The organism is Asanoa sp. WMMD1127 (genome assembly GCF_029626225.1).
GTDB lineage: Bacteria > Actinomycetota > Actinomycetes > Mycobacteriales > Micromonosporaceae > Asanoa.
Genome location: NZ_JARUBP010000001.1, coordinates 3,195,444 through 3,211,961 on the forward strand (window position 1 = coordinate 3,195,444; position 16,518 = coordinate 3,211,961).

Annotated in this window: 15 protein-coding genes; 10 read left to right on the top strand and 5 right to left on the bottom strand. The window is 70.8% G+C overall.

Translation table 11 applies throughout. The features are described 5' to 3' along the window. Positions 1 to 59: 59 nt before the first annotated feature. From O7635_RS15285 to O7635_RS15295, 3 genes are read left to right on the top strand one after another with little or no spacing between them, the layout of a single operon-like run. Positions 60 to 1,898, top strand: coding sequence for a M48 family metallopeptidase (locus tag O7635_RS15285; RefSeq protein WP_278081088.1), 1,839 nt, complete (start codon positions 60 to 62; stop codon positions 1,896 to 1,898). A 54-nt stretch (positions 1,899 to 1,952) separates the two neighbouring features. Beyond that, a complete protein-coding gene (locus O7635_RS15290) occupies positions 1,953 to 2,441 on the top strand; it encodes a MarR family winged helix-turn-helix transcriptional regulator (RefSeq protein ID WP_278081089.1) in 489 nt (162 codons plus the stop codon). Between the two features lie 47 nt (positions 2,442 to 2,488). Next, positions 2,489 to 3,967: an MFS transporter gene (locus O7635_RS15295; protein ID WP_278081090.1), complete on the top strand. Its 1,479-nt coding sequence runs from the start codon at positions 2,489 to 2,491 to the stop codon at positions 3,965 to 3,967. Positions 3,968 to 4,041: 74 nt separating this feature from the next. Here the strand turns inward: O7635_RS15295 and O7635_RS15300 are convergent, their stop codons facing one another. Further along, positions 4,042 to 4,668: an MBL fold metallo-hydrolase gene (locus O7635_RS15300; RefSeq protein WP_278081091.1), complete on the bottom strand. Its 627-nt coding sequence runs from the start codon at positions 4,666 to 4,668 to the stop codon at positions 4,042 to 4,044. 30 nt (positions 4,669 to 4,698) lie between these two features. Then, complete coding sequence (locus O7635_RS15305; RefSeq protein ID WP_278081092.1) at positions 4,699 to 5,544, bottom strand: SDR family oxidoreductase; 846 nt, start codon at positions 5,542 to 5,544, stop codon at positions 4,699 to 4,701. A gap of 51 nt (positions 5,545 to 5,595) precedes the next feature. On the opposite strand from O7635_RS15305, the gene O7635_RS15310 reads away from it, so the two are divergent. After that, the gene (locus O7635_RS15310; protein ID WP_278081093.1) at positions 5,596 to 6,063 is read left to right on the top strand and encodes a MarR family transcriptional regulator; all 468 of its coding nucleotides are present in this window, start codon (positions 5,596 to 5,598) and stop codon (positions 6,061 to 6,063) included. On the opposite strand, the gene O7635_RS15315 is transcribed toward O7635_RS15310, so the two are convergent. Both O7635_RS15315 and O7635_RS15320 read right to left on the bottom strand, forming a co-directional pair. Beyond that, entirely contained in the window at positions 6,060 to 7,280 is a 1,221-nt protein-coding gene (locus O7635_RS15315; protein WP_278081094.1) for a hypothetical protein, read from the bottom strand. The two genes, O7635_RS15310 and O7635_RS15315, sit on opposite strands and share 4 nt — an antisense overlap. 9 nt (positions 7,281 to 7,289) lie before the next feature. Further along, entirely contained in the window at positions 7,290 to 8,177 is an 888-nt protein-coding gene (locus O7635_RS15320; RefSeq protein WP_278081095.1) for a DMT family transporter, read from the bottom strand. Positions 8,178 to 8,249: 72 nt separating this feature from the next. On the opposite strand from O7635_RS15320, the gene O7635_RS15325 reads away from it, so the two are divergent. After that, complete coding sequence (locus O7635_RS15325; RefSeq protein ID WP_278081096.1) at positions 8,250 to 9,122, top strand: LysR family transcriptional regulator; 873 nt, start codon at positions 8,250 to 8,252, stop codon at positions 9,120 to 9,122. Between the two features lie 121 nt (positions 9,123 to 9,243). Then, positions 9,244 to 10,584, top strand: coding sequence for a hypothetical protein (locus O7635_RS15330; protein WP_278081097.1), 1,341 nt, complete (start codon positions 9,244 to 9,246; stop codon positions 10,582 to 10,584). A 60-nt stretch (positions 10,585 to 10,644) separates the two neighbouring features. On the opposite strand, the gene O7635_RS15335 is transcribed toward O7635_RS15330, so the two are convergent. Beyond that, entirely contained in the window at positions 10,645 to 11,409 is a 765-nt protein-coding gene (locus O7635_RS15335) for an LLM class flavin-dependent oxidoreductase (protein ID WP_278081098.1), read from the bottom strand. A gap of 85 nt (positions 11,410 to 11,494) precedes the next feature. On the opposite strand from O7635_RS15335, the gene O7635_RS15340 reads away from it, so the two are divergent. From O7635_RS15340 to O7635_RS15355, 4 genes are all read left to right on the top strand, one after another. Then, on the top strand, positions 11,495 to 11,695 hold the full coding sequence (locus O7635_RS15340; RefSeq protein ID WP_278081099.1) for a hypothetical protein: 201 nt from the start codon (positions 11,495 to 11,497) through the stop codon (positions 11,693 to 11,695). 1 nt (position 11,696) lies between these two features. After that, positions 11,697 to 12,098, top strand: a complete 402-nt coding sequence (locus O7635_RS15345; protein ID WP_278081100.1) for an OsmC family protein — start codon at positions 11,697 to 11,699, stop codon at positions 12,096 to 12,098. Then, complete coding sequence (locus tag O7635_RS15350) at positions 12,095 to 12,460, top strand: hypothetical protein (RefSeq protein WP_278081101.1); 366 nt, start codon at positions 12,095 to 12,097, stop codon at positions 12,458 to 12,460. The genes O7635_RS15345 and O7635_RS15350 overlap by 4 nt, the downstream gene beginning before the upstream one ends. A gap of 414 nt (positions 12,461 to 12,874) precedes the next feature. Further along, the gene (locus O7635_RS15355; protein ID WP_278081102.1) at positions 12,875 to 16,195 is read left to right on the top strand and encodes an RHS repeat-associated core domain-containing protein; all 3,321 of its coding nucleotides are present in this window, start codon (positions 12,875 to 12,877) and stop codon (positions 16,193 to 16,195) included. Positions 16,196 to 16,518: the final 323 nt, after the last annotated feature.

The following is a 16,518-nucleotide window of genomic DNA, read 5'->3' on the forward strand; positions in this document are numbered from 1 at the left end:
ACAGCATAAGTTCCCCTCCGCCCCGTCGTGCGATGGCGGGTGGAACGGGGAGGCACCACATGGTCGGCGCTGTGCGCGCGTTCGTCTCGGTCGTCATGTTGGCCGGGTTCTACCTGGTCGCGTTGGTCCAGCTCATCGCCCTGGTCGTGCTGGCGGCCTGGCTCACCGACCAGGTGTCGGGCTTCGTGGCGTTCAAGCTGCTCTTCCCGGTGCTCGTGGCGACCGTCTGCGGCCTCGCCGTCGCGATGTGGCGGGCGATCCGGCACAAGCCCGAGCCGGCCGCCGGCGTGCCGCTCACCCCCGGCGAGGCGCCGCAGCTGTGGGCGACGGTCCAGGAGCTGGCGGCCGCGGTGCGGACCCGGGTGCCCGACGAGATCCGGTTGGTGCCCGACGTCAACGCGGCGGTCAGCGAGGACGCCCGGCTGCTCGGCCTGCTCGGCGGCCGCCGCTACCTCTACATCGGACTCCCGCTGCTCCAGGCCATGACGGTCGACCAGCTGCGCGCGGTGATCGCGCACGAGCTGGGGCACTACTCAGGCCTGCACACCCGGCTCGCCGGGATCGCCTACCGGGGCCGGCTCACCATCGCCGGCACGGTCGGCGAGCTGTCGCCGTACAACCCGATGGGTTGGGTGTTCCGCCTCTATGGCGGGCTCTATCGCCTGGTCGACAACGTGGTGGCGCGGCGGCAGGAGCTCGAGGCCGATCGCGCCGCGGTGCGGGTGGCCGGCCGGAGCGCGGCGATCGCGGCGCTGCGCGAGCTGCCAGGCCTCGACGCGGCGTGGGGCTTCTACTTCCGGCGGTACGTCGAGCCGGGCTGGACCGCCAGGTTCGCGCCGGACGACCTGTTCGGTGGGTTCGGCGCGCTGGTCGATGCCCGCACGGCGGAGCTCGCCCAGCTGCGTGAGCGCGAGCCGGAACGCGAGCGGTCCGCCTGGAACACCCACCCGCCGATCGCCACGCGGGTCAAGGCGATGGAGAAGGCGCCCGAGGTCGACCGGGCGCCGGATGCCCGCAAGGCCGGCGCGCTGCTGCCCGACCTGAACGCGCTCGGGCGGCGCATGCAGCAGGTGATGGTCGAGATCGGCGACCGGCAGGTGCTGCCGTGGCCGGAGTTCACCGCGGCCGCGATCGCGGCGGGCGAGCAGCGTGACGCCGACGCCGTCCTGCGCGCCGCGGCCCGGAGCACCGGCACTCCGGAGGCCAGCCTGGAAACCATCCTGGGCTTGGTCGCCGACAACAAGCTGGGCGAGTTCGCGCAGCCGTTCTTCACCGACGCCACCCGCCGCGAGGCCGCGCAACACTTCGCCGCGCCGATGACGATGCTGCTCCGGGTCGCCGCGGTGCGCTGTGGCGTCGGGCGATGGCAGCACTCGTGGTCGGCGCCGGCCGAGTTCACCGGCGCCGACGGCACACCGCTGCCGTTGCGGGAGATCGCCGAGCTGGCGGTGTCCCCGCAGACGCTCGACGAGGCCCGCAAGCGGCTCGAGGAGCTGGGCATCGACCCGGCCGCCGCCGCGATCGTCGACGAGCGGGCGACCGGGCAGGGCTCCCACGTGATCGGCGCATTGGCCAACGTCAAGGTCGACGACTTCGGCCACGACGTGGTGCTGCTCAACAACGGGTTCGTCTTCGTGCCGGACCCGGGCGACATCGACAAGGGCCGCCAGCGGCTGCGCGCGCTGGTCGGTTCGGCGCCGGCCGAGGCGCTGGCTCAGCGTTACCGGTTCGTCCCGTACGAAGAGGTCGCCTCCGCGGTGATCGAGAAGCAGACGCCGATCCGGGCGACGCTGACGCTGCACGACGGCCGCACGATCCGGCTCCAGGAGCGATGGAACGGTGAGGACCTGGAGAAGGAGAGCCGCAGGACGCTCACCGAGGTGCTCGGGCAGCTCTGAGCTTCGGACATTGGCAGATAATCTGGTACGGTCCGAAATCGGTATGCTGGTCGCATGACCGCCTTGGCGCCCGGGCGGAGCAGCCCGGACCTGTCCTTCCTGCTCGACCACACCAGCCACGTGCTGCGCTCCCGGATGAGCGCGGCGCTGGCCGAGATCGGCCTGACGCCGCGGATGCACTGCGTCCTCGTGCACGCGCTCGAAGAGGAGCGCACCCAGATCCAGCTCGCGGAGCTCGGCGACATGGACAAGACCACGATGGTGGTCACCGTCGACGCGCTGGAGTCGGCGGGGCTGGCCGAGCGCCGCGCCTCCAGCGTCGACCGGCGGGCCCGGATCGTGGCGGTCACCGACGAGGGCGCCCGGATGGCCCGGCGCAGTCAGGAGATCGTCGACCAGGTGCACGCCGAGGCGCTCGACGCGCTGCCGGCGACCGAGCGCAAGACCCTCCTGCGTGCCCTGGAACGCCTGGTCGGCGGCCATCTCGCCGCCCCGGTGGAGAGCCCGCGCCCGGCCCGCCGCGCCCGGGAGCGCGCCAATTAGTTCCTTGAAAGATTGTCTGTAACGGAACTATCCGCTACGGTCCTCGTATGAGGGAACGTTGGACCGCGCTCGGCGTCATCGCCACCGGCTCGCTGATGACCATCCTCGACGGCAGCATCGTCACCGTCGCCATGCCCGCCATCCAGGCCGACCTGGGCTTCTCGCCGCCGGGGCTGAGCTGGGTGGTCAACGCCTACCTGATCGCGTTCGGCAGCCTGCTGCTGCTCGCCGGCCGGCTCGGTGACCTGATCGGTCGCAAGTGGATGTTCCTGGCCGGCACCGCCGTGTTCACCGCGGCCTCGCTGCTGGCCGGCCTCGCCACGACTCCTTTCATGCTGATCGCCGCCCGCTTCCTGCAGGGCGCCGGCAGCGCGATGGCGATGGCGGTCAGCCTCGGCATCCTGGTCACCCTCTACACCGCGCCGGCCGACCGGGCCCGCGCGATCGCGGTGTTCAGCTTCACCGGCGCCGCCGGCGCGGCCATCGGCCAAGTGCTCGGCGGCCTGCTCACCGACGCGCTGAGCTGGCACTGGATCTTCCTCATCAACCTGCCGATCGGCGTGGCCACCATCGTGCTCGGCCGGCGGGCGCTGCCGACCGACCGCGGGCTGGGCCTGCGCTCCGGCGCCGACGTGCCGGGCGCCGTCCTGGTCACCGGCGCCCTGGTGGTCGGCATCTACGCCGTCGTGGCGAGCGCGTTCGCCCTCCTGGCCGTGGCGGCCGCCCTGCTGGCGGCCTTCGTGGTGCGCCAGGCCCGAGCCCGCAACCCGCTGGTGCCGGTGCGGGTGATCCGCGCGCCGGGCGTGGCGGTGGCCAACGTCGTGCAGATCCTCACCCTGGCCGCGTGCTTCGCCTTCCAGGTGCTGGTGACGCTCTACCTGCAGAACGTCCTCGGGTACGACGCCCTGCGGACCGGCCTCGCGATGCTCCCCGCGGCGGTGGCCATCGGCGCGGTCTCGCTGGGCGCCTCGGCGCGGCTCAACGCCCGCTTCGGCGAGCGCCGCATGCTCCTGGTCGGACTGGTGTTCCTGGCGGCTTTGCTCGCGCTGCTGATCCGGGTGCCGGTGCACGCTCACTATGTCGCCGACGTGCTCCCGGTGATGCTGCTGGCCGCGGGCTTCGGCCTGGTCCTGCCCGCGTTGGCGACGCTGGCCATGTCCGGCGCCCGCCCGGACGACGCGGGCCTCGTCTCCGGCGTCTTCAACACGACGCAGCAGATCGGCATGGCACTGGGTGTGGCTGTGCTGTCCACAGTGGCCGCCGCACGGACCGACGGGCTGCGGGCGGCGGGGGAGGGCGTGGCGGAGGCACTGACCGGGGGCTACCGGCTGGCGTTCGCGGTCGGCGCCGGGCTGGTGGTGGTCGCCTTCCTGGTCGCCCTCTTCCTGCTCCGTCCGGCGGCGGCTGCGCCGACGGCCGCCGCACCTGCCTTCGAGGGCGAGTCGACGGCATCCTCGGGCATCTCGGCGCCGAAGGCCGAATTGACTCCGGCTCGCCAAACCATGGCCGATCGCGCCGCCGGGTGACCGGTCCGCCGGAAGCGGCGTGAGGAACGGGCCGTTCCTATGCGGAAAGCGTTAGGAACGGCCCGTTCCTTGCTCTAGATGGTGACTGAGGCGCCGCGTGGGATGCGTTCGTAGGCCGTGCGGCCGCTTCGGTGCAGCCAGCCGTCGAAGTTCTCGTTGCCGCGGGCCGAGGACATCTCGTCGTGGATCGGGAACGCCCGCGCCGGGGCGACGGCCCGCGTGAAGTCCACGGACTCCGCCATCTTGACCCACGGCCCGCTGGCCGGCACGAGCAGCGCCTCGACCGGCCCGTCCGGCACGAAGTAGGAGTCGCCGGGGTGGTAGACGCCGTCGATCAGGAAGCCGACGTTGTCGCACCCCGGCAGGCCGTCGTAGGTCTCCGCGTGCGCGCCCCCGACCGCCGTCACACCGAAGCCGGCCGCCGTGAACGTGTCACCGGGCGCCACCCCCTGGATCGCCGCGGCCACCGACGGCGCCACTCCCTCCGCCAGCGAGGCCGGACCCCAGATCCGCAGCGACCGGTCGGCGAGCAGCGTCGCGATGTGGTCCACGTCGAAGTGGTCGGCGTGCTCGTGGGTGACGAGGACGTCCGCCACGCCCTCCCACGCCGCCGGCTCCGTCCACACACCCGGATCGACCAGCAGCCGCCGGTCGCGGTCCTCGAGTCGCACGCAGGCGTGGGTGTACTTGGTGAGCAACATGATCGAACTCTACGACGCGGGCGTCACCCGTCAGCTTTCCAGCCGGTCCCGGTGGTCGCGGACGAACTCGGCGATGCTCCGCGGCGGCCGGCCGACGACGGTCTCTACGTGATCGTTGACGAACTCGGCCCAGCCGGAGCCGTACGCCGTGCGATATTCGGCCAGCACCTCGGCGTCCCAGCGCGGGAGGCCGTACCCGAGCATGCGGTCGCGCACCTGCTCCCGGGTCTCCGGCAGGTAGCGGACCGGGCGGCCGAGCGCGGTGCTGATCTCCTCCGCCGCCCCGTGCAGCGAGATGCTCTCCGGGCCGGTCAGCGTGTAGATCTTGCCAGCGTGCGAGGCCGGCCGGATCAGGATCTCGGCCGCGACCGCGGCGATGTCGCGCACGTCGACGGCGTTGACACGGCCGTTGCCGAAGATCCCGCAGAGGGTGTCGCCGGCCACGGCGCCGAACAGGTTCTGCATGAAGTTGGACGGCCGCAGGATCGTCCACGGGATGCCGGACTGCTCCACCTCCCAGTCGGAGAGGGCGTGCAGGCGGCCGTTGCGGGTCGGGGCGTCGGGCGCGGCGCCGATCGCGGAGAGCCGCACGACGTGCTCCACGCCGGCCTGCCGGGCGGCCCACAGCGCGTTCATGCTCTGGCTCGGGGCCAGCGGGCCCATCGCGGTCAGCAGGAACAGCCGGGTCACGCCCTTGAACGCCGGTTCGAGCGTGTCGGGCAGGTCGAGGTCGCCGGCCACGTAGTCGACACCCTCGATGCCGGGTGTGCGGGACAGGTCCCGGACGAGCGCGCGGACCGGCTCCTGGCCGCCGGCCAGTTCCCGGAGTACCTCCCGGGACACCATGCCGTTGGCCCCGGTGATCAGTATGGTCATGGCGAAGACGATATAGTCCAACAACGTGATCGTCCAATGATTGGACCAACTATGAAGCGAAGCACACGCAAGGAGCAGGATCCGGATCTGGGAATCCTGGCCGTGCAGCTCTCCGCCCGGGTCCAGCGCGAGATCTTCGCGCGGGCGGCGGCACAGGGCTTCGCCGACGCCCGGCCCCGGCACGGCGCCGTGCTCGCCTTCCTGGACGAGGAGGGCACCCGCCCCGGCGAGCTGGCCCGGCTGGCCGGCCGCAACAAGCAGACGATGGGCGCGATCATCGACGAGCTCGAGCGGCTGGGCTACGTCCGGCGTACGCCCGACCCGGCCGACCGGCGCGCCAAGCTGATCGTGCCGACCGACCGGGGCCGGCGCTTCATGGAGATCACCGACGACTTCGTGCGCCAGATCGAGCAGGGCCTCGCCGGCACGCTGGGCGCCGACCGCTACCGCGACTTCCGCGACGCGCTCGGTCGCGGCGTCGCCAGCTTGCCCGCGACGGGCCAGGACGCGGACGGCTAGGACCGGGTCGCGAGTTGCCGGTCGAGCCAGGCGAACATGCGTTCCTCGGTGACGGCCCGGCCCAGCGGTTCACAGTGCAGGTTGGCGCCCTCCTCGGCGCTGAAGTCGACGCGGTACGCGCGGTCGCCCAGCATCGCCGCGAGCTGCTTGGACTGGCCCGGCCAGAACTGCTCGCCCTCGGGGTCGGTGATCAGCACCGGCGTCGTGATCCGGTCGGCCAGCTCACGGGTCAACCGGTAGTCGGCGATCTCGGCGTAGAGCGAGAACCAGTCCGCCTCCGACTGGTAGGGGCGGGAGCGGAAGGCGAGCGTACGCCGGAGGCTCGGCAGCATCGTCGCGAGCTTCATGTCCCGGTTGAACGCCGCCTGGTCACCGCGTTCGAGCTGCCCCCGCATGCTCTTGCTGAGCGGCTCGGTCCACGACGTCGACACGTCCACCACGCCCGGGTCGACGACCGCGGCGACCAGGCGGTGCTCGAAGGCCAGCGCGCGGGGCAGCCAGTAGCCGCCCTGGCTGATGCCGTAGCCGGTGAGCCGGGCCGCGTCGACGTCGGCGCGGGCGGTGAGCGCGTCGAGCACGGGCTTGAGGACCGCCTCCCAGTCGGGGCGGAAGGCGGTGTGCCGGTCGAAGAGCATCGACTGCTGGCCGGGCCCGTCGTAGACGAACGCGTTCCAGCCGCGGCGCAGCGCCCCCGCGGCCGCGTAGCTCCATAGCCCGCTGACCGCGCCGTCGCTCCCGTTGGTGATGACCAGCGTGGGCCGCGGCGTGCCGGAGGCGTCCGGTCGCAGCAGGAAACCGGGCAGTTCGGTGCTCTCGTACGGCACCCCGACCCGGACATGCGCGCCGGCGGAGCACTCGACGAACTGGTCCCAGGCGGCCCGATGCGCGTGGAACGCCCGCAGGATGGCGCCCTCGTCGTCCAGTTCGGACAGTGACTCCACGACGCAGGCCCAGTAGTTGGCGGCCCGGAGATAGGCGGACTGGGCGCCGAGCCGGTCGCCCTGCCCGCGCAGCGCGTCGGCGTGCAGGGTGACCCGGTCGGCGGTGGCCGACCAGGCCGTACGCCAGCTGTCCTTGTCGGTGATCCGGTCGAAGGTGGCCAGCACCTCGCCGGCGTCGCTGCCGCCGTGCACGGCCTGCCCCAGCACCGCCCGCGCCTGGTAGTCCATGCCGTTGTCGCGGAAGAAGCCCTTGGAGAACACCGTGTGCGTCGCCATTTCCTCACGCTAAACAGCCGTCGCGGGTTCCGGGGCCGGAACGGCCCGGCGGCTCAGCGCCACCCCGGCCAACACGACCACCATGCCGGCGGCGATCCGCGGGCTGAACGCCTCGTCCAGCACGAGTGCGCCGAGCGCGACCGAGACCACCGGCAGCAGGTACCCGACCGTGGCCGCGTTCGTGGCGCCCTCCGCCGCGATGATCCGGTAGGTGAGGTGGAAGGTGACCCCGGTGGCCGCCACGCCGAGCACCACGACGCCGGCCAGCGCGGCCGGGTCGAGGCCGATCGGCGCCAGGCCGCCGGCCGGCAGCGCCAGGGCGGTCAGCCCGGTCGCCGCGAGGAGTTGGGCCGCGGACAGCGAGATCGTCGGCATGCCCCGGCCGACCAGGTGGCGGTCCATATAGGCGAACGCGACGGCGTAGCTGGCCGCGGCGCCGACGATGGCCAGGGCGCCCCAGCCGACGATTCCGCCGGCCTGCCACGGCGCGAAGATCACGACGACGCCGAGGAAGCCCAGCAGCAGGCCGGCCAGCCGGAGCGGCCGCGGGGAGCGCTCGGTGCCGACGGCGATGCCGATCAGCAGGGACCACAAGGGGGTGGTCGCGTTGAGCACGCCGGCGACACCCGAGTCGACGGTCTGCTGCCCGACGCTGAACAGGGCGAACGGCAGCGCGTTGCAGAAGAACGCGGCCACCGTCACGTGCCGCCAGGTCTGGCGGTCGCCCGGCAGTCGGTGGCCGGCGCCGAAGCAGACGACCAGCAGCGTGGCCGACCCGAGCAGGCACCGGGCCAGCGTGACCTGCACCGGCGTCAGCGCGGTCAGCGCCACCTCGATCCAGAGGAAGGTCGATCCCCAGAGCAGGGCGAGCGCAGCCACCCGGAACCACGACGACATGCCCTGCACGGTCCCGCGTCGCGACTTGGAAGTACAAGCGAAAGATTCTGCACGTGCGTTAAGTTGTGCTACATGCTCGACGTCCGGCGCATGCAGGTCCTGCGGGCCGTGGTCACCAGCGGCTCGGTGACCGCGGCGGCGGCCGCCCTCGGCTACACCCCGTCCGCGGTCAGCCAGCAGGTGGCGGCGCTGGAGAAGGAGGCCGGGACGGCGCTGCTCGAGCGCGTCGGTCGCGGCGTGCGCCCCACGGCCGCGGGCCGGCTGCTGACCGGTCACGCGGCGATCATCAGCCAGCAGGTCGCCGAGGCGGAGACCGCGCTGGCCGACCTGCGCGCGGGCCGCACGGGCCGGCTCGCGGTGCGCTATTTCGCGTCGGTCGGGCCGACGCTGCTCGCGCCCGCGCTGGCCCGGGTGCGCCGCGAGCATCCCGGCGTGACGATCGACCCAACGCTCACCGATCCGGACGACCCGTTGCCGGACGACGCCGACCTCGTCGTCGTGGTGCGCCGGCCGGGCGACGAGCCACCGCCGGGCGTACGCCTGACGCGGTTGCGGTCCGACGCTTATCAAGCGGTGCTCCCCATCGGACACCCGCTGGCCGTGGCTCGCGTCGTGGACCTGGCCGACCTGGCGGGCGAGCCGTGGGTCGGCAGCGAGCCACCGGGCCCGTGCCTGGACCCGATCCTCGACGCCTGCGCCGCGGCCGGCTTCACCCCGGACTTCGTGGCGAAGTCGGAGGACTACGCCACGGCGCAGGGTTTCGTCGCCGCCGGCCTCGGCGTCAGCCTCATCCCGCGGCTGGGCCTGAGCGCCCGGCACCCGGGCGTCGCGGTCCGCCGGGTCCGCCGACCGGAGCCGACCCGCACGATCTACGCCGCGGTCCGCACGGTGTCGACCGACCAGCCGGCCCTGCGCGCCCTGCTCGAGGCCCTGGCCGGGAAGTGATGTAACGACACACCGCGCGCCGTGGGGTTTCCGGGCCCGTGCGGTCCAGCGTGACGCGAGGCATCGATGGCACGCTCTCTCCAGTGGACCGCACGGGTCCGTAGTCCGACGAAGGGAAGACATGCGTCGCCTAGTGGCCGCGCTCGCCGCGTCAGCGGTGGGGGCAACCCTGTTCGCCTCGCCCGCTTCGGCCGACTGGCAGTGGTGGGACCCACCGCTGACGGTCGTCAACTCGACCAACCTGTCCACCGGCTTCGCCGACCTGGCGCTCAGCTCCGCGACGGGCCAGATCTTCGTATCGAACGGCCGTGACCACTCCACGATCACGGTGTTCGATCTCGACGGTCAGGTCCTCGACACGATCGACGGTCAGACGGGGGCCGTCGGCCTGGAGCTCAGCGCGGACGGTTCGACGCTCTACGCCGCGCTGGCCGAGGGCGACGCCATCTCCGCGATCGACGTCGCGACGCACACCGAACGCGCGCGGTGGACGCTGGCGACGGACGCCTGCCCGTACGACGTCGCGCTGGCCGCCGGCCGCTTGTGGTTCAGCCAGGGCTGCCCGGGCCAGCACGGCACGCTCAACTCCGTCGACCCGGCCGATCCCACGGCGGCGCCGGTGCTCGACCAGGGCGGCCACTTCACCTTCGCGCCGCGGCTGGAGGGCGCGGGCACGTTGCTCTTCGCCGTTGAGGAGGGCGTCTTCCCCAACAAGCTGATCAGCTTCGACCTCGCCGGTGGCCAGCCGGTGCGGCGCACGGCGCTGGAGCAACTCCAATCGGTCTCGCAGTTCGCGGTCGACCCCGACGGGCAGAGCATCATCGTCGTCACGCCGGGGGAGTACCAGTTCACCAGCAAGGTGGCGCGCTACTCGGCGGCCGACCTGACCGAGATCATCCGGTACGCCGCCCCGGGTCCCGTGATCTCCGTGGCGTTCGGCGCGGACGGCCGGGTCGCCACGCACGCCGAGGACGGCGGGCTAGCGATGTTCGCGCCGGACCGGGAAGCCGCCCTCTGGAGCACGTTTCGCGAGTTCTCGCCCGGTCTCGAGCCGGCCCGCCGCGGTCTCGCCGTCGGCGCCGAAGGCCGCTTCTACGCGGTGGAGAAGCTGCTCAGCGACGGCGCCATGACGCTGACCACTGTGGACGTCGGTCCGGTCGACACCACGATCGAGATCGACAATCTGGCGTTCCCGGCGCTGGTCCGCAAGCCGTACGCGATAAGCGGCAAGCTCGTCGCGGCGGACGGCACGTCGACAGGCGCGCTGACCGTCCACGTGACCCGGCGGGACCCCCGCGGCACCACCACCCTCCCGGACGTCACGACCCGCGCGGACGGCACGTTCACGGTCACCGACACGCCGAGGGTGGTCGGCGAGACGACCTGGACGATGACCTTCGACGGTACCGGCCGGCTGCTCCCGTACACCTACACGGTGACGGTGCCCGTCACACGACGCTGACCCTCCTGAAGGGACCGCCGACCTGGCAGCCAGGTAGGTCGGCGGTTCTTATGCGCAGCCTCATGACGGTGGGCCCGCGGCGATGCGGGTCGCGGCGGTGGCGCGGTCGCCCCGCCACCAGCCGAGCGCCTCGATCCACCAGCTGAGCCCGACGTCGCCGTAGGGTGCGATCTGCTCGGCCGCCCGGGCCGGGTCGGTCGCGCCCTCCACCGCCAGGTCGGGCTGGCCGGTGGACAGCCGGCGGACGTACGCCGCCGCCTCCGCCAGGTCGGCAACGGCGACGTTGCGTAGCCGTTGGTCGGCGAACGTCGGCATGACACCGTCGAACCGGGCGGCCCGCCGGAGCCCGGGCCGGTTGGGCCAGCGGGCACCGCACCAGATCGGGACACGGTCGACGCCCCAGTCGGACCAGAGCCCGGTCAGCCGGCCGAGCCGCTCGTCCAACGCCCGCCCCCGGGCCCGCAGGTCGGGATCGAGCCCGAAGGCCGCGTACTCCTCCTCCATGGACCCGATCGCCCCGACCACGGTGAGCCGCCCACCCGACAGCGCGGCGATGGCGGCGGTGTCCTGCGCGACGTCCTGCACCTGCCGGCGGGGGAGCACGACGGTGAGGATGATGCGCAGGCGCGAGGTACGCGCCGCGATCGCCGCGGCCGTGACGGTGGAGCTGGCGACCGGCCAGCCGGGCTCGTGATAGAGCAGGTGGTCCCAGAGCTGCACGCCGTCCCAGCCGTGCTGTTCGGCGCTGACCGCGAGGTCGGTGAGCACCCCGACGTTGCCGAACTCCCCGACCGTCGGCAACCCGACCGCGTATTTGAGCCCCATGAAAGGACCCTACCGACGGCGAGTTTCCTGGCGTGGCCGGCCGGGTAGCAGCCATCGAATGGACGGTGGTGTATCTAAGCCGCAGTTGACCGGCAGCGGGGCCCGACGGCCGATGCTGGCGATCCTGGTCGGGTTGGCGGCCGGGACGGCGTTCGCCGTTTTCGTCTTCCACGAGGGGCTCGGGCGTACCGCGGACTTCGGCGAAGGGTCGTTCGGCATCTCCGCGTTGCTGGGGCTCGTCGTCGCCGCGGGATCAGCCTGGACGATATTCCACAAGGGCTGGTGAAATGGCTGGTGTGGACGAGTTCGCGGTGGTGGTGAGCGCCGGTTCCCTTCGTGCCATCGCCGATGGGGCGGTGCGGTTTCCGCATCGGTGGACGGCCGAGGGCGTCACGGTCGAGGCCGACTTCACCGGCGCGCATCTGTTGCACCTCTCGGCGGCGAGCTGCGTGCTCAACGACCTCTACCGCGAGGCGGCCGGCCGCCGCATCGACCTCGACGGCGTACGCGTCACCGCGTCCGGTGGTTTCGACCTGAGCGACTGGTCGTCGACGGGCATCACCTACGAGGTCGACCTCGACTCCACCGCACCCGCCGCCGACCTGGCCGCGCTGCTCGACCACGTGGACCGCATCGCCGAGATCCCGCGCGCGATCCGGGCCGGCGCTCCGGTGTGGAGGCGATCGTGACGCCTGAACGACGGGTGCTGGTGATCGGCCTGGATCCGGTGCGCATCCCGGGCTTCGACCCGGCGCCGGTCGTGGCGGCGATCGACCGCGGCCGGGCGCGCTTCGCGGAGCTGGGCATCCCGGCCGACTTCTGCCTGGTCGACCCCGAGGACGGGCCCGTCGCGGCGATCGCGGCGGCCTTGACCGCCCGCGACTACGCCTGCGTCGTGATCGGCGGCGGCATCCGCAAGCACGACCCGCTGCTCGACCTCTTCGAGCAGACGGTGAACCTGGTGCACCGGCTGGCGCCGGGGGCGGCGATCGCCTTCAACAACGCGCCGGACGACACCGCCGACGCCGCCCTCCGCTGGCTCGGGCGATAAATGCGTCCTAAGTGGAACGGCGAGTTTGTACTTTACGCCTGCCAGCAACGGTAGCGATCGGGGAGTGGTGACACGGTGCGAAAGGTTGTCCTGCGAGCGCTCGCGGGCTTGGCACTGCTGTTGGCAGGAGTCGGGATCATCCTCGAGCTCCGCGATCCAGACCGCTCGTGGTGGTCGCTCGCCAGTGCCGGCGTCGTAGCCGCGTTGGCGCTACTCGTACTGGCCAACTACGGGCAGCGTAAGCAGAGCGACCCTCCCGAGAGTTAGCGGAAACAAGCGCCCCCGAAGCCGGTAACTTCGCGTAGTCGGCAGGCAGCGCTGCGCATAGCAATTGCCCAAAGTCAATCATTGTTCTTTGAAGATCTTCCATGTAACGATCTCTTGCGTCAGCCACCTACTACACGGGGAGTTTTCGTGGCTTTGCGCAAGCGTGCGCGCATCTCGTTCTTATCCGGTCCGGTCGCGGCCTTGGTCGCGGCGTCGCTACTCGTCGTCCCACCGGGTCCGGCCGCCGCCGCGGCGGCTGGCGCCGCCGCGTCGCCGCAGGTACCGGAACCGGCACAGCCGGGTTCGCCGAACTCGGCTCGTGGTTCGGCGCTGAGCACGTCGTCGGTGCCGGTCACCACGATGACGGGGCCGATCTCGGTTCCGGTCGGGACCGGCCCGGTCCGCAACGGCTCGTTCACCACGTTCGCACTGACGGACCGCCTCACCCTGGACGTCAACACGGGATCCGGCAACCTGATGCTGCGTTCCACCGATCTGGTCCTGCCCGGGATCGCCGGCAATCTGACGTGGGGAGCGGCGTACAACAGCCTGCTCACCGGCAGCGGCTTGCCGAAGGGCTCGTTCAACTGGAACTGGCGGACCCGCGCCGGCGTGGACGTGAAGCTCATCAAGGCCGACGACAACTCGGTCACCTACGTTGCCGCCGACGGCGTCGTCGGCCGGTTCACGCCGAGCGGGTCGGGTTACACCACACCGAAGGAGTTCAAGGCGACTCTGGCCAACGACGGCTCTGGCTGGAAGCTGACCGAGCACGAGAGCGGTCGGGAGCTGTACTTCACGTCAGGTGGGCTGCTCGACCGCACGCTGGACCGCAACGACAACGTGACCGACTTCGCCTACGACGGCAACGGCCGGCTGACGACGGTCACCTCCGACCGGGGCTCATCCGGCGCCCGGTCGGCGACGATCTCCTACGGCAGCGACGGCATCTCGGCCCTCGCGCAAACGGTCTCCGGCGGTTCGCGCGGTGTTTCCTACACCTATGACGGCAGCGGCAACCTGGCGAAGATCGCGACCAACGGCGGGAACGAAACCCGCTTCGAGTACGACTCGTCCCACCGCATCACCAAGATTGTCAGTGGGGTCGGACCGATCGACGTCGGAGCGATCACGCTGGTCACCTACGACTCGTCGCACCGGGTGACGTCGGTGAAGCGCGTGCTCGACTCGGCGAACCCGTCGGTCGGCGCGGTGACGCGCTGGGCGTATCCGTCAGCGACGCAGACCTTGGTCGCGGACGCCAACACCGACCAGGCCCAGCCGGTCACGTCGGTGCCACGGTCGACGTTCACCGTCAACTCCGACAAGCGCGTCACGGAAGCGGTCGACCCGGCGGGTAAGACGCGCAAGACGTCGTACACGCCGTTCTTCGACGTCGCGACGGCCACGAACGGCACGGGTGGCATCACCACCAACACCTACGGCGCCAACGGCCAGCAGTCGATGACCTCGTCGGCCGCCCCGGCCGGCGCGACGGCGACCTACACGTATGCGAACGCCGCGACGCCGACCAACCCGACCGCGGCGTACCAGCCGTCATCGGGCAAGGACACGCAGGGCAACAACTCCACGTTCACCTACAACGGTGCCGGCAACCGGATCTCGGCCAAGGACGCGCTCGCGGCCGAAGCGAAGGTCGACTACAACAGCGACGGCACGGTCAAAACGTCGACCGACCCGGGCAACGGCACCAACAGCACCACGTACGCCTACAACAGCGACAAGCAGCTGACCACCGTCACGCCGCCGACCGGAACCAGCCTGGGCAACCGGACGTTCACGTACGACGCCTACGGCCGGGTCCGCACCGCCACCGATGGAGCGGGGAAGACCTCGACCTACGACTACGACGCGCAGGACCGGGTTAAGACGATCTCCTACTCGGACGGCACCACGGCGGTCACGTACGACTATGACCCTGCGGGCAACGTCCGTGCCCGTGCCGACGCGACCGGATCTCAGGGCTATGTCTATGACCGCCTGAACCGCATGATCGGTCGGCAGGCCTCGCAGGGTTACGTCTACGACCCGGTGGGCAATCTCAAGCAGGTGCAGGACCAGCGGGGCACTTCCGTCTACGAGTACGACACCCGCAACCTGCTCAAGAAGCTGACCGCTGCCAACGGCGTCTACACCTTCGACTACGACGACGAGGGCCGCCGCACCGCGACCCGCCTGACCGTCGCATCGGCGCAGGTGGCGGAGACCGTCAACACCTTCGACCAGTCAGGCCGGATCACCCGCACGACCAGCAAGCGCTGGCAGTCCGGCACCGCGTCGACGGTCTTCGACGTGTCCTACTGCTACGCGAAGCGGGTCAGCAGCAATCCCTGCTCCACCAACAAGCTCGACGACACCGGGCTGCGGCAATGGCACACCGACCACCACCGCTCCGGCGCCGTCAGCGTCTACACCTACGACAACAGCAACCGGCTGACGAAGGCCACCAACGTCGCCGGCTCGACGTACGAATACGGCTACGACTCCCGCGGCAACCGGACCTCTGAGAAGACCAACGACATTCCAGCGGGTGGCATCCCCGGTTACAACGCCGCCAACCAGATGACCGGCACCCAGTTCCCCGGGCCCTTCTATTACAGCTATGACGGTGCGGGCAACCTCACCACAGGCTCGTCACGGAAGGCCAGTTACAACGCGGCCAAGCAGATGACGAGCCGCAGCAAGACAGACGACACAGAGCAGGTCACATACAAGTACGCCGGACCCGACCAGAACGAGCTCGGCTACCGCACCACCGCGACCTTCGAGAGCCGCTATTTCTACGGCCTCAAGGACGACAACGGCCTACCGATGCTGCAGTCGTATACCGTGCCCAGCTCCTACGCCAAGCACTACCTCGAACGCGACCAGCGAGGGACGCCGCTCGGGATCCGCGCCGAGACGAACGGCACCAGCCACCACTACTTCTACGTCCTCGACGGGCTCGGGTCGGTGGTCGCGCTCATCAAGCACGACGGCACGCTCGCCGGCACCTATACCTACGACCCGTACGGCAAGACCGTCAGCACCACCGGCGCCGGCGAAGAGATCCAGGAGAACGCCATCGGGTACGCCGGCGGCCTCCGCGCCGACGGCCTGGTCAAGTTCGGTCAGCGCTGGTACGACCCGGTCAGGGGCCGCTTCACCCAGCAGGACAACCTGTCCTTCGTGGGCGACCCCGCCAAGGGAAACCGCTATGCCTATGCAGCCTGTAACCCAACCAACTACGTCGATCCCACCGGGCTCGACGATGACCCCATCCTCGATGCGATCGACACCGGCGGCAAGTTCGCCGCAGGCACTGCTGCGGTCGCAGGGCTCGCTGGGTGCGCTGTCGGGGCCTTCGCGGCGGGCGTCGGCTGCCTTGCGGCAGGTGGTTTCATGACGCTCTTCGGCGCAGGCTTCGGGTTCATATTCGGCGTTATGTATTCTATTGGCAAAGGGTAGGAGGAGGCATTGAGGCGTAGGCCATCGAGGAAGGCGTTCGCTTCGTTGATCGTCCTAGCCCTGGTTATCGTCGCGGCGGCTGGGCTACTCAGCGGTGCGGCTGGGCTGAGCGGCAGGGCGGCGGCGCTCGTCATAGGACTAATCGTTGTCGTCTTAGCCCCTGCACTTGTATTCGTAGCGCCTGACAACGTCTTTACGAGGTTCAAGAGGTGAGCTGAAGGGTGGGCCGGAGCGGCTGCTTCGGCCCACCATCCGGTGCGTTTGCTGGCAGACTTGCTCTTGGCCGGCATGGCCAACAGGCGTCGCATGTTCCAACGGTTCCT